The following is a 13,370-nucleotide window of genomic DNA, read 5'->3' as shown; positions in this document are numbered from 1 at the left end:
CACTTTTGGATATGACTGTAAACTAAAAAATCACAGCATTTTCTCTGTTTTTTTAATACTATGAATCTGTCAAAAGTCGTACCTACACTATTTATTCTAAAAAGGAAGTGAAACACATGAGTGTTAAAGAACAAGTATTGGATATTATCAAAGCCTCAGCAACCCCGCTCAGCGCAGGTGAAGTGGAAAAGCTCTCCGGCCTGGAACGCAAAGCCATCGACAAAGCCTTCACTGAGCTGAAGAAGGAAAATGCGATTGTCTCCCCTATCCGCTGCAAATGGGAAGCTGCTGTTAAGGACGCTTAACGGGAAACAATCGTAAAATATCGGAATGGAAAAAAGGTGTTCCGCTCTCATCCGGAGATGAAAGCGAAACACCTTTTTGTGTTAATCTTCCTTAGCGTTCAAGCATTAGGAAGCTTTGTTTTGAAGCATACGGTAAATGATTACTGCGGCTTGAGCACGGGTAGCATCGCTCTTCGGCGCGAATTTCTCGCCAGCTACACCGTTGACAATTCCGAGCTTAGTCAGTTGACCTACAGCCTCTTGAGCATAAGAAGCAATCTTGGCTTTGTCTCCAAAGCCTGCCAGAGCGGCAGTAGTATCAATTGGCTGCAGTTGAGCCTTAATTGCAGCGTAAATCATGATTGCCATTTCTTCACGGGTCACTTCACGGCCCGGTTCAAACTTGCCGTTGCCGGAACCCTTGATCAGACCGGCTTTCACACCAGCCGAAATAGCATCGGAGTACCATGCACCTTGCTTCACATCACTGAATGTTGCAGGTGTTCCTGTAGCACTAAGATTCAGAGAACGAACCAGCATCGTGATGAATTCCGCACGGGTTACTGTTTTGTTAGGTGCGAAGTTGTTGCCGTCCAGACCCTTCACAATACCTTTGGCTGCCAAGGAGCTAATAGCCTCTTGTGCCCACGCCACTTTACCAAGGTCCTTAAAGTTCGCTGCAGTTGGAGCAGGCGTAGCAGTTGGTTTTACACTTGGTGCAGGTGTTGCTGATGCAGCTGGTGTAGCCGTAGGAGTAGGTGTTGGTGTTGCCACAGTTCCTCCTCCTGGATTCGAAGTTGGAGCCGGAGCTTTAGTATTATTGGTGATTCTACCTTCAATTTTTGCTGTGATTTGACCGCCTTTGAAAGTCTTCTTAACGTAATCGTAGAAGACATCCAGGTCAATCGGACCGGCCAGGGATTCACTGGCTGCAGTGAGTACCTTATAGTTGTCGCCGCCTGCAGCCATGAAGTTGTTAACTACTGCAGTATAGTTTTGAGTCATGCTGATTGGTGTTCCGTCTGTCTTGGTCAAATTAGCAATACGATCAGCAACCGGCAAATACATGTTAGCCGTATATTTCAGGCCGGAAATTTGCAGTGTTTTGATGTCTGCAGTTCCATCAGCTTTGGTTGCCCATTGCTGTTGCAGCAGTGTCTTGATCTGCGCACCCGTAAGGGTAAGCTTCACAAGCGTGTTGCCAAATGGCTGGATCTTAGCCAAGTCGCCGAAGGAAACATTGCCTTTCGGAAGATCAGCGCGGATACCGCCCGGATTCATAAAGGCGAAATCAGCAAGGCCTTTTCCATCGCCGAAATCAGCTTGGCGCATAGCATCAGCAATCAGATTCCCCAGAGCAGCCTCATTATTGTAAGCATCTGTACGGGTAACTGTACCGTCTGTAGTACCTACAGGCAGAGTAAGCTCAGAGTGAAGCTTCAGATATTTGTCCACCAGGGCCACAGTATCTGCGTCTGGAGTCACACCATCCTGGAAAGTGCTAGTTACAGTAGCTGATTTAGCTTTGACATCTTTGGTATCAGGGTCGATAACCAGTCTGATATCTTCAAACGCTGTACCATAGGAATATGCCTGAACAATCAGCTTACCGTTCACTACACCGTTAGCGAGCGCATGATTGTCACCAGCGACAATTACATCAACTGGTGAATCTTTCGGAAGCGCATTGGCCAAATCAGCAGCTTCTCCTGTAGTCGCATCCCCTTTGGTTGTTGCCGGATCATGAGCAAGAACAATAATTGTCTGGACACCTTTGCCCTGGAGCTCAGCCGCATATTTGTTAATCGCAGCAACTTCATCTTCGGGACTAAGGAATTTCACGCCGGCTGTGCCGGCTGGAGATACTTTACTTGGAGTAGCTTTGGTAACGACACCGATAAATCCAATTTTCACGCCGCCAACTTCTTTGATCACGTAAGGGTTGATAATTGGTTTTCCTGTTTCCTTGTCAACTGCATTTGCATTAACATAGTCAAAATTCAATGGTGCATGTGTAATCTTGTTATTGACAGGGTCCACACCGCCAAAAATTTGTGCTTTCAGCGCTGCCACACCTTGGTCAAACTCATGGTTACCCAAAGTCCCGACATCAAATTTCATCATGTTCATCCATTCAAGTGTCGGCTTATCACGCTCCATTGAGGATACCGGAGCAGAAGCACCAACGGAGTCCCCGTTGTTAACAAGCAATGTGTTTGAATATTTACCACGTGCTGTTTTCAGGTAAGTTGCCAGAATAGCAGCCGTACCCACTGCCTTATCACCAACATAAGACGTTGTATCCAATTGGCCGTGGAAGTCATTGATTCCAAAAATATGAACCTTGATATCATTGCTTAGATCCAGGTTATAAATTTCGAAACCTTTGTTATCCTGTGTGCCGGTATCAGTAATTTTCTCATCCTTCGGCAGTACTGATTTGGCTTTTGGAGAAGAAGGGAAGGTTACCTTGACATCACCTTTGATTGGCAAGATGGACCAGTTGTTGTCGGCAGGCTGGCTTACCTTGCCCGCTTCCTTGATATAATCCATCAGAACCTGACGGTTCTCTTCCAGTGTATCAATAATCGGCGTAATGCCCTTGAGACCCGGGAAGTTACCACCGCCGCTTGCACGGTAGTTATTGGTAACAACGATAAAATCCTGATTCATATCAAGCGGCTGGCCGCCATACGTAATAGAAGTTACACGGCTGGAATTATTATCGTTAATTGAGCCGTCCGGATTGTACTTAGCATTTTGGGTCACATCAATCTTGTATTGAATCCCATCAATAACGTCGAAATTGTATACAGCAAATTTGGAATTGAGCAGTGCCTGCGGCGTAGTGACATTCGGATCAATTTTGTTGTATGCGCCTGCACTCATCTCTACCCAGTCTTTTACCGTAGAACCCTTGATCATGACTGCTTTCAGCGTATTGTCATAGAGGTACAAATCACTCGCGCTGCGAATAGTCAACGAGCCTGGTGCAATTTCAGTGTATTCATCCGGACCGTTGCGTCCGGCCTTGAATGGTGCCCCTACACTGAGAATCGCTTTTCCTTTATACTGGGCCAATGCCGGATCAGTATTAATCAGATTCTCAACATAATGCTTCTGGGCATAGGTCACGATCTGAACAGTCGGATCATCCTGCACCATAGCAAAGTAGCTGTTCATAGGAACATCCGTTGTGCCCAGCGGTTGATTGACATAGGCAATCGTTGCCTGATGATCAGCAGCAACAGCGGCGTCTACTTCAGCATCCGGTTCAACAGTGGAGGAGTTTACCTTGTCCACTGTTTTGTAAATTGAACGTGTGGATGAAATGGAAGCTGGCTTGTCTACCTTCCAGTGTCCGCTCTTATTCGGGTCTGGAACAATCGCAAGGTCGATCAGGCCCAGATACCCTCCGCCATAGCCGGCTTGGACGGCTGGAACACCGTTGATCTGGCCTTTGGCATTGTCAATGCCGGGAAGCACGTTGCCAGATGCATCCTTGAACAATGCGTCCAGAGATTTATCATCCGCAGCAGGGAATACCTTATGGGTATGGGAGAAAGTAATGGCATCAATGTCAGGAACCTTACTGAGCGCATTGATGTCATTCTCTGAGCCGTCACCTTCCACTGCAGAAGCGTCATATCCGGTATGCGCCATAGCAATAATAATGTCGGCACCTTTGGCCTTCATCTCTGGAACAAATTTTCTGGCTGTTGCGGCAATGTCCTCGGTGGTCACCTTTCCTGACAGATTGGCTTTGTCCCATTCCATAATTTGCGGTGTTACCAAACCAAGAAGCCCAACCTTAACATCGTGCTCATCCCCAGCACTATCCTTAACTTTTTTGTCGAAAATCTTGTATGGAGTAAAATAGTTATCATGACTAGTAGCATCATACACATTCGCATTCAGAAAAGAAATGTTTGTATACGTAGCAGATGTTACACTTGCCAGATAGTTCAGACCATAGTTAAATTCATGGTTCCCGAAGGTCGCCGCATCATAGTGCATGGCATTCAGGGCAGCGATCATTGGATGAATTTTGTTCAATTTGCCTTCTGAATCAGCTTGCTTCGCCGAGTAAGTGCCCAGCGGTGTTCCTTGAATCAAATCCCCGTTGTCGAGCAGGAGATTGTTCGGCTGTTCTTCTCTGGCTTTCTTCACCAAAGTTGCAGTCCGGTCCAGTCCCACTGTCAGAGATGGGGCACCCTTAAAGTAATCCCAGCCCATCACATTGGTGTGAACATCCGTGGTGCTCATCAAGCGAAGGTTAATCGTTCCAGGAGCAACTGTTTCAGCGCCAGCCGCCGCTGCCTTGTCCGCCCCCAGAATCGGTCCTGCAAAAACTCCGCCTAACACTTGTGCTGCCAGGACTGTGGTCGCCAATATTGAAGCTATCGGCTTGTTCCAACTTCTTTCTGCCATAAGTTAGATATTCCTCCCCATATATTTCTTAATGCTGACCGCAAAATTGTATCATACCCAAAATTAGTAATCTAGCAGAAACCATTAAATCTAATAAATAGTTGTGTAAAATATCATATTTCCCCCCGCAAATTTGGTTAGATCGCCCTGTATACTTTTACAAAAAACAAAAAACGTCCGCCCCTGACGATTTTCATAGAGAAATCATTCAAGGATGGACGCCGCAAAAAAATGTTACACATAACGTTATCAATAAATGGTATAACTCTCAGATTAGTTCTGCATTACAAAATCATTGTCAATCTTCGCGTTCGCATCGTCGAACACCCGCAGGATGTCGTAGCGAGTGTTGCGCTGCGCCGGGATTTTGCCTGCTTCGCGGATGAGTTGAAGAATCTGCTCGATATTAACCTTATGGGTTGCTCCCGCAGATGATACTACATTCTCTTCAATCATTGTACTGCCAAAGTCGTTGCACCCGTATTGCAGGGACAGCTTGCCGACCTCCGGCCCCATTGTTACCCAAGATGATTGGAAGTTCTTGATGTTGTCCAGCACCACCCGGCTGATTGCTACGGTCTTTAGGTACTCTTCCGGTGTCTGTCTGTCCAGCTTCAGGTTTGTATTATCCGGCTGGAAGGTCCAGGAGATAAATGCCAGGAAGCCTTCGGAGTCATACTTGTTCGCAATGCATTCATCCTGGGCTTCACGCACCCGCAGCAAATGAAGCGCCCGCTCCTCCATGCTCTCTCCAAGGCCAATTACCATTGTTGCTGTCGTATTCATGCCGATTTTGTGTGCGGTCTGCATGACGTCCATCCATTGCCGCCAGGAGCCTTTGAGACGGCTGATCTTGCGGCGGGTCCGGTCATCCAGAATCTCGGCGCCGCCGCCCGGAAGGGAATCGAGTCCTGCGGCGTGGATCTCACGGACAACCTGTTCCAGCGGCAGGCCGGATACCTCCACCATCTTCATAATCTCCGCAGGAGAGAAGGAATGCATTGTAATCTCCGGGAAACGCTGCTTAATGCCGCGCAGCAAATCCGTATAGTAGCTGAATGGCAGATTCGGATTGGTTCCGCCCTGCATCAGAATCTCCGTACCGTTCACGGCAATGGTCTCGGCGATTTTCTGATAAATGGCTTCATCGGGAAGAACATAACCTTCTTCAGAACCAGGTCTGCGGTAAAAGGCACAGAACCGGCAGTACACATCACATACATTGGTATAGTTAATATTGCGTCCAATGACGAAGGTAGCCATCGGGTCCGGGTGCCAGCGTTTCATAATAATATCAGCGGCAGCGCCCATTTTCTCAATTTCATTGCTTTCGAACAGCCGGATTGTGTCCTCCAACCCGAGACGTTCGCCTTTAAGCGTCTTATCCAGAATAAGATCTATAGCACTCATCGTTCGCGGCCTCCTTTTTAATGCTCGTTTCTTCATCGTATCACAATCAGGGCGGCTTGAAAAATCCTAATTTTAAAATAAAACAGCAGCGCACGGGATGGCGCTGCTGCCGAATCTGCTTATTTTCCGGCCATGCCTGGCCGATTACTATGCTTCCAGCTCAAGCCGTGCGGCTTCCAGCGCCTGGGCGAGATCTGCGATCAGATCATCCGCATGCTCGATGCCGACGGAGAAGCGCAGCAGGCGGTCGTCCACGCCAACCGCATCGCGGATCTCTACCGGAATATCGGCATGGGTCTGCACCGCGGGGTAGGTCATGAGCGACTCCACGCCGCCGAGGCTTTCGGCGAAAGCGATCAGCCGGATATGACGGAGCAGCGGCTCGACGTACCGGGCATCTTTTACCTTAAAGGAGAAGATTCCGGTGTTGCCTGAGGATTGGCGGTTCTGGATCTCATAACCCGGGTGGTCCGGCAGTCCGGGATGGAACACCTCAGCAATCGCCGGATGCCCCAGCAGATAATGGGCCAGCGCCAGCGCATTGCTCTCATGCCGCTCCATGCGCAGCGCCAGTGTCTTCATGCCCTTCATCAGCTGATAGCTGTCATTCGGCGCAAGCACAGCGCCCAGCGAGTTATGCAGTATGGCCATTTCCGCCGACAGCTCAGTGCCTTTGGTTACGATCAGGCCAGCGAGAACATCGTTATGACCGCCTAAGTATTTGGTCGCGCTATGGACGATAATATCCGCTCCCAGCTCCAGCGGCCGCTGGAAGAACGGTGTGAGCAGCGTATTATCTACAATCGTGAGCAGCCCGTGCCGGCTGGCCCACGTACATACTGCGGCGATATCCGTAATCATCATGAGCGGATTGGTCGGCGTTTCGATAAATACAGCCTTGGTGTTCGGACGCCGTGAAGCCTCCAGCCCGTCCAGATCATTCGTATCCACATAGGAAGCGCTGATGCCGTATTTGGAGAGAATCCGCTCCAGCAGACGGTAGGTTCCGCCGTACAGATCCAGCGACACCACCAGATGGTCGCCTTGTCCAAACAGAGCGAATACCGTAGTCAGCGCAGCCATCCCAGAACTGCAGGCAAAAGCGGCTTCCCCGGACTCCAGCTCCGCAGCCGCCTCTTCCAGCACCCAGCGGGTAGGGTTCTTCGTGCGGATGTAATCAAAGCCTGTGCTCTGTCCGAGCCTCGGGTGACGGAATGCCGTCGCATTGTATATCGGATAGTTAATCGCACCCGTCGCCGGGTCTTCCAGTGAACCAATCTGCGCTAGTCTGCTCTCAATTCTCAATTTCTCATCCATTGCTGTCGCCTCCTAAGTGTGTGTACACGAAAATTCCTTCTATATTTAGAATACTAAATAATCGGCCTGATCTATATCGTAAGGGGTCTCCTGGTATACATAGTAATTGAGCCAGTTAGAGAATAATAAGTTGGCATGGGCACGCCAGACAGCCGGCGGTGTGCGCTGCGGATCATCCTGAGGATAGTAATGCTTCGGAATCGCAATGTCCATTCCTTTGGCGATATCCCGGTCATACTCCCATTTTAACGAGAACGGATCATATTCGGAGTGTCCGGTCACGAAAATTTGCTTGCCGTCGAGCGTTGAAACCAGATACACACCAGCTTCCTCAGATTCGGCAAGGATCTGCAGCTCGGGATTCGCAAGAATGTCTTCACGCGAGACATCGGTATGGCGGGAATGCGGAACATGGAACACCTCGTCAAAACCGCGCAGCAGCTTAACGTTAGCCTGGTTCACTGTGTGCGAAAAAACACCAAAGCATTTCTGATCCAAATCAACCTTGCGTACACCATAGTGATGATACAGTCCGGCTTGGGCCGCCCAACAGATATGCATGGTCGAGGTCACATTTTGCTTGCTCCATTCAAAAATTTCTTTCAGCTCTTCCCAGTAGTTCACATCCTCGAATTCGAGTTGCTCTACAGGAGCGCCGGTAACGATCAGTCCGTCAAAGCGGCGGTCGCTGATTTCATCAAAGGTTTTATAAAAGCTCTTCAGATGCTCCGCCGAGGTGTTCTTGGAGGTGTGGGAGCTGGGATGCAGCAGCACAACATCCACCTGAAGCGGTGAATTCCCGACCAGGCGCAGGAGCTGCGTCTCCGTCGTTTCCTTGGTTGGCATCAAATTCAGGATCGCAATCCGCAGTGGACGGATATCCTGGTGGAAAGCCTGGCTTTCATCCATTACAAAAATATTTTCTCCGGACAAAACCTCTTTGGCCGGCAAGCTGTCGGGAATTTTAATTGGCATTGTTGTCTTCGCTCCTTCTGTTCATGTGAATATCAAAAAGACCCTTCTCCGGCGAGAAAGGTCATATATCTGCAGTCATATGCGCCTCTCTCATCTGCCAGAGAACTTCTGCCGGTCGGCCTGAGGCCTTCCATGCAAAGCTTCCGCAAGAATTAGCACCGTGCGTTAATACGCCGGTTGCCGGGTTTCATCGGGCTAGTCCCTCCACCTGCTCTTGATAAGATTTAGCTGTATTCAATTGAGAAAAAGTCACACAATCGTTGAATGCTTTTCTTAAAATTCACTTTAAATCATGAACCTCCTTTTCGTCAAGTCCATACAATGCTAAAGGGTCTCTGAAACCCCCGAGAATTTAGCTTGAAAGACCCAAACCCGGGCGTTATACTAGACAAGTGTTTCACACCCTATATGACGAAAAGAAGAGGTGAGAGAGGAATGGAAGGCGACCCGAGTTCGCAGTTGAACGTCCAGAACGAACAACCACACAGGATTAACATCAGCTTGCCGGCGGCGGGAGCGTCTCTTCTTCATGCCCTCGAACCGTCATTTGGCCTTATCCATTGATCGTACCACCGGCCAAGCTGATTTTTTTCCCTGTGCCTAAATTAGCACATCCCTGAAGAAGATCAGGGACAGAAGGAGTGGGATCAGATGAAAATCCGGCTGGTAAACGCAGGGGTTTTTACGCCTGTTGATGACATTGAAGAAACTTTGACCGCCCCCGCGGAAGGATTTTATTGGATTGATGCAGATGTAGAGGATCTGGAGCTGCTTCAGCCTTTGTACAATCTGCATGATCTGGCCGTGGAGGACTGCCTAAGTGAAGAGGATCAGCGTCCAAAGATTGAAATTTATGAAAGCCATTATTTTATTGTGGTGAACAGCATCCGTTTTGACGATGAGGAAATTTTCCTCCGTGCGCTCAACGTATTTTTGGGCAGAAATTTCATTATTACCGTCACCAAGCAAAAGATCAATGAGCTGCGCGTCCTGAAGCCCATTCTGTGGGAGCAGGAGGTCAGCGAGCCTGACCGTTTTCTGTATCTGCTGATCGACCTTGTCGTAGACAATTATTTCTCCGTCGGCGACCGGATCGAAGCGCGGATTGAGAAGCTGGAAGAGGACATTCTGATGCACACCAAGAAAACGCATCTTAGCGAAATCATCGGTCTGCGAAGTGAAATTCTCTGGCTCAAGAAAATGCTCGGACCGCAAAAGGAAGTTATCAATACGCTGAACAAAAAAGACCTTCGCCTGATCGACGACCAGTTGCAGAAGTATTTCAGCGATATTTATGAAAATGCGGTCAAGATCTCTGAAACATTCGAAACGTACCGCGATCTCATGGGCAACTTGCGCGAAGCCTATCAATCCAGTATCGCCAACCGCGCCAATGAAATCATGAGAGTATTTACGGCCATTACCACGATATTCATGCCGCTGACCGTCATTACCGGTATCTACGGTATGAACTTTGACAATATTCCTGAGACACATTCAAAATACGGCTATTATGGAGTAATCGGCGTCATGGTGACGCTCGGCTGCGGAATGCTGGTTATTTTCCGCAAGAAGGATTGGCTATGAACAATAAAGAACGAATAAGCAGGACGAAGGCTCCGGGTTACCGCAAGGTAAGGAAGCCTTCGTCTTTTTGGTATGCTGCTACTCCATGCGCTCGAACAATCGTTCCGTATCCTCGCGTTTGCACAGCTCCCGCTCCGGATTCATCACTGCTGCCGCTCCAGAGGCAATGCCGAACTGAACCGCCCTGCGGAGCGGCCACCCCCGTTCCAGACTGTAGACCAATCCGCCCACCAGACTGTCACCTGCTCCCACCACACTCAGCACAGGAACTTCAGGGGCCTGCAGATGCTCACAGCCTTCTTTGGTAATGAGCAGCGCTCCTTTGCCGCCCAAGGAAACAACGACCACTTCAGATCGCCCTTGCTCAATTAGCTCCAGCGCAGCCGCCCGTACCTCCTCATCACTGGAGATTTCACGCCCGGTCAGCTCTTCCAGCTCGCGCACGTTCGGCTTGAGCAGATAGACCCCCGCATTAGCAGCCAACTGCAGAGCTTCCCCCGAGGTGTCAACAATGACCCGGGCATTCCACTGCTTAGCAGCTTCTACCACCTGGCCATAAAAATCCGCAGGACAGCCCGGCGGCAGACTGCCGCTGGCAACAATAAGAGTTGGCGTCACTTTCAGCGACCTCAATTGGTCCAGACACTGCATCCAGTCGCCCTGGGCAAAATGCGGCCCCGGCATGTCGAACCGGAACTGCTGTCCGGTGGATTCCTCCACGACAATCAGATTTTCCCGGGTCTGTCCCGAAATCGGAATCTCCTGATGGCTCACGCCTTCCTGTTCGAGCATGTGATGCAGCAATTGTCCATGCAGTCCTCCCGATGCATACAACGCCAAGGACTCGCCACCTAATCTGTGGACCGCCCGCGACACATTTACTCCCCCGCCTCCCGGTTTATATGAGGCTTCCCGGCAGCGCAGCTTATTGTCAGGGACAACCCGCTGAATACTTGTACTGGCATCTACACTGGGATTAACCGTCAACGTTACGATCATAGGTACATCTCCTTTTTTGAGTGTATACACGTATGATACTGCATTGTGCTGTTTTTTCCTAAAAATGCTATCTACAGATTCGCCGCAATCTGTAACTGGATCGCCTGCTCCCGCCGGTAACGGATGCGGATTAACCGCAGGCGCTCATAGTAGATATCCAGTCCTTCTGCGGGCGAGAACGCTTCGCCATAGGCTTTGTAAAGCGCGGGCTTCAGAAAGGTATCGCCTATAAGCTCAAAAGCTGTCCAGATGTTATCTTGCTCGCTGAGGGGTACATTACCCAGCTCATAGGCAATAAGCTTCTCCACGGAGTAGCCGTCTTTCTCCAGTTCCTCTACGCCCTCAAGCACTTCACGGCGGCTTATACCGCTCAGCGCCTTAAGCTGCTCTATGCCCAGACCCTCCTCAATTCCCTGCAGCAGCGTTCTCCGCAGACGCATACGCTCAAGCTGCTTCTTGTATTTAATTTCTTTCTGCTTATATTGCCAGGATACAAAGCTGTCCTCATCTACGGCTGCATGCACCCAGTTCAGCGGATAGTTATGCTCCCGTTGAACTGTTGAGGTAATATTCAGCCAATCCTCGCCATATTGCGAGACTTTGCCCTCACCGACACCGGGAATTTGCAGCAGCTCCTCCGGCGTGCGGGGAAGAAAGGCGCTGAGCATGCGCAGCAGGCGGTTGCTGGCCAGAATGTAAGGCGCCTTACGTTCACTTGAAGCCTTGCCCCGCCGCCAGGCGCACAGCTCGTCATAGACAACTTCATTGCCAAAGTGCTCACTGTAGTATTGAAGCTTGAGCTGCTCCTGGCTCCGGCTGCCGGACGAGCCTTCTTCTTCATGAAACACACCATCAATCAGGGGTCTGTAGCCATCCCCCATCTTCACAGCCAGCTCATGCCGGTATACGCATAGTAACTCATTCCAGGAGCTGCCTTCATACCATAAGCTGTCTCCCCTTTCCTCAGTACCGGAGAAATCGCGCCAGCCCAGACGCCAAGTCCCCTCATCTTCCCCAATCCATAGCTGGGCAAATACCTCCTGGTCCGCCCCGGATATTCTGGACAATCGGTTCATAAATACAATCTGCATCCCAATCCCTACCTTCCTTGTCTTACAGCATGCATAATCCTTGCGCTAACCGGAGTTTCCTGCTTCCCGTGCGCTCCAACTGCTCAGGTGCTGTACAGCGTGAAACATCCGTATATTGGCACAAAAAAAGCACCTCTTCCACGAATTCGTGAAAGAGGTGCTTCCTCTTAAATGCTATACTGTTAATGCTTACAATACCATATATTGAGAAACAGTCAATCTCTTTTTATCCAGACACGGATTACTACCGGCCCAGGGCTAGCTTCGCGAGTCCAATTGCACCGGATAGTCCGGCGTTGTCGCCAAGCTGCGGCGGAACGATGTAGCTCCCGATGGCTTCATTGAGCGCAGGATGCTGCACATAGCCGCCCAGCAGCTCTTGAAGCTTGGCGTGAACAGCTGGGAAAAGCTGACTCTGCTTCATCACGCCGCCCCCCATTACAATCTTCTGCGGCGAGAGAATGAGCACATAATTCATCAGCGCATGGGCCAAATAATGGGCTTCCATCGCCCAGGCCGGATGATCTGCAGCGAGTTCACCGGCTGGCTTGCCCCAGCGTTTACCAATAGCCGGACCTGCGGCCAGACCTTCTAAGCAATCCTTATGATATGGGCAGAAGCCCTCATAGGTATCCTCCGGGTGGCGACGCACAAAAACATGCCCCATTTCGGGATGGGACAGGCCATGCACCAGCTTGCCTCCGACTACCGCGCCGGCTCCGATCCCTGTCCCGACCGTAATATAAAGACAGCTATCCAGCCCTTGAGCCGCGCCCCATGTGTATTCACCCAGCGCCGCACCATTGACATCGGTATCAAACCCGATGGGCACATTAAAGTGTTCAGCTACGGTTCCCACCAGATTATATTGCCCCCAATAAGGCTTCGGTGTCGTTGTGATGTACCCGTAGGTCGGGCTGCCGATCACCGGATCTATCGGTCCGAATGAGCCGATGCCAATAGCCTCCACATTTTTGCCGTTAAAATAGTCCAGCACAAGTCCCATCGTTTCCTCAGGTGTTGTCGTTGGAAAGCTGACGCGGTCGATAACCTCGCCGTCCTCATTTCCAATTCCGCATACAAACTTTGTTCCCCCTGCTTCAATCGCTCCCAACACTTTCACTGCAGCAGTCTCCCTTCCCCATAAACGTCAAGCCTTAGGTTGGCTCTTCGTGTAATAAAGCGTTATCTTTCCCTTATTATACGTGCCTGAGCGTTGTATGACAAGCGGTTGACATACTAAAAAAGCAACAACATTAAGAGCAGGAAATTCGCT

General features: G+C 49.9%; 9 protein-coding genes and 1 riboswitch. Of the genes, 2 read left to right on the top strand and 7 right to left on the bottom strand.

Going from position 1 to position 13,370, the window contains the following annotated elements:
* Window positions 1–116 precede the first annotated feature (116 nt).
* The gene (locus ACX1DY_RS14400; protein WP_019912286.1) at window positions 117–305 is read left to right on the top strand and encodes a hypothetical protein; all 189 of its coding nucleotides are present in this window, start codon (window positions 117–119) and stop codon (window positions 303–305) included.
* Window positions 306–410: 105 nt separating this feature from the next.
* On the opposite strand, the gene ACX1DY_RS14395 is transcribed toward ACX1DY_RS14400, so the two are convergent.
* The 4 genes from ACX1DY_RS14395 to metA all read right to left on the bottom strand — a co-directional run bounded on the left by ACX1DY_RS14395 (window position 411) and on the right by metA (window position 8,417).
* Window positions 411–4,715 carry a bifunctional 2',3'-cyclic-nucleotide 2'-phosphodiesterase/3'-nucleotidase gene (locus ACX1DY_RS14395; RefSeq protein WP_458964875.1) on the bottom strand — a complete coding sequence of 1,435 codons (4,305 nt, stop codon included), beginning with the start codon at window positions 4,713–4,715 and terminating at the stop codon, window positions 411–413.
* A 273-nt stretch (window positions 4,716–4,988) separates the two neighbouring features.
* Window positions 4,989–6,125 carry a cyclic dehypoxanthinyl futalosine synthase gene (mqnC, locus tag ACX1DY_RS14390; RefSeq protein ID WP_458964874.1) on the bottom strand — a complete coding sequence of 379 codons (1,137 nt, stop codon included), beginning with the start codon at window positions 6,123–6,125 and terminating at the stop codon, window positions 4,989–4,991.
* 147 nt (window positions 6,126–6,272) lie between these two features.
* Window positions 6,273–7,442, bottom strand: a complete 1,170-nt coding sequence (locus tag ACX1DY_RS14385) for an aminotransferase class I/II-fold pyridoxal phosphate-dependent enzyme (RefSeq protein WP_458964873.1) — start codon at window positions 7,440–7,442, stop codon at window positions 6,273–6,275.
* 45 nt (window positions 7,443–7,487) lie between these two features.
* Window positions 7,488–8,417 carry a homoserine O-acetyltransferase MetA gene (gene metA / locus ACX1DY_RS14380; RefSeq protein WP_458964872.1) on the bottom strand — a complete coding sequence of 310 codons (930 nt, stop codon included), beginning with the start codon at window positions 8,415–8,417 and terminating at the stop codon, window positions 7,488–7,490.
* 87 nt (window positions 8,418–8,504) lie between these two features.
* A riboswitch (SAM riboswitch) is annotated at window positions 8,505–8,641 on the bottom strand.
* A 427-nt stretch (window positions 8,642–9,068) separates the two neighbouring features.
* On the opposite strand from metA, the gene corA reads away from it, so the two are divergent.
* Complete coding sequence (gene corA / locus ACX1DY_RS14375) at window positions 9,069–10,004, top strand: magnesium/cobalt transporter CorA (protein WP_458964871.1); 936 nt, start codon at window positions 9,069–9,071, stop codon at window positions 10,002–10,004.
* Between the two features lie 78 nt (window positions 10,005–10,082).
* On the opposite strand, the gene ACX1DY_RS14370 is transcribed toward corA, so the two are convergent.
* The 3 genes from ACX1DY_RS14370 to ACX1DY_RS14360 form a co-directional block, all read right to left on the bottom strand.
* Window positions 10,083–11,003, bottom strand: a complete 921-nt coding sequence (locus tag ACX1DY_RS14370; protein ID WP_458964870.1) for a 1-phosphofructokinase family hexose kinase — start codon at window positions 11,001–11,003, stop codon at window positions 10,083–10,085.
* A 71-nt stretch (window positions 11,004–11,074) separates the two neighbouring features.
* Window positions 11,075–12,094 carry an HRDC domain-containing protein gene (locus tag ACX1DY_RS14365; protein WP_458964869.1) on the bottom strand — a complete coding sequence of 340 codons (1,020 nt, stop codon included), beginning with the start codon at window positions 12,092–12,094 and terminating at the stop codon, window positions 11,075–11,077.
* Window positions 12,095–12,338: 244 nt separating this feature from the next.
* A complete protein-coding gene (locus ACX1DY_RS14360) occupies window positions 12,339–13,217 on the bottom strand; it encodes an ROK family protein (RefSeq protein WP_458964868.1) in 879 nt (292 codons plus the stop codon).
* Window positions 13,218–13,370: the final 153 nt, after the last annotated feature.

The organism is Paenibacillus sp. BAC0078 (assembly GCF_054483875.1).
Note: the sequence above shows the minus strand (reverse complement) of the source record. Positions and strands in the feature narration are given on the sequence as shown.

Coding starts and splice junctions, on each gene's coding strand:
- ACX1DY_RS14395 (WP_458964875.1), bottom strand. CDS start 4,715: ATGGCAGAAAGAAGTTGGAACAAGCCGATAGCTTCAATATTGGCGACC.
- ACX1DY_RS14370 (WP_458964870.1), bottom strand. CDS start 11,003: ATGATCGTAACGTTGACGGTTAATCCCAGTGTAGATGCCAGTACAAGT.
- ACX1DY_RS14400 (WP_019912286.1), top strand. CDS start 117: ATGAGTGTTAAAGAACAAGTATTGGATATTATCAAAGCCTCAGCAACC.
- corA (WP_458964871.1), top strand. CDS start 9,069: ATGAAAATCCGGCTGGTAAACGCAGGGGTTTTTACGCCTGTTGATGAC.
- ACX1DY_RS14365 (WP_458964869.1), bottom strand. CDS start 12,094: ATGCAGATTGTATTTATGAACCGATTGTCCAGAATATCCGGGGCGGAC.
- metA (WP_458964872.1), bottom strand. CDS start 8,417: ATGCCAATTAAAATTCCCGACAGCTTGCCGGCCAAAGAGGTTTTGTCC.
- ACX1DY_RS14385 (WP_458964873.1), bottom strand. CDS start 7,442: ATGGATGAGAAATTGAGAATTGAGAGCAGACTAGCGCAGATTGGTTCA.
- mqnC (WP_458964874.1), bottom strand. CDS start 6,125: ATGAGTGCTATAGATCTTATTCTGGATAAGACGCTTAAAGGCGAACGT.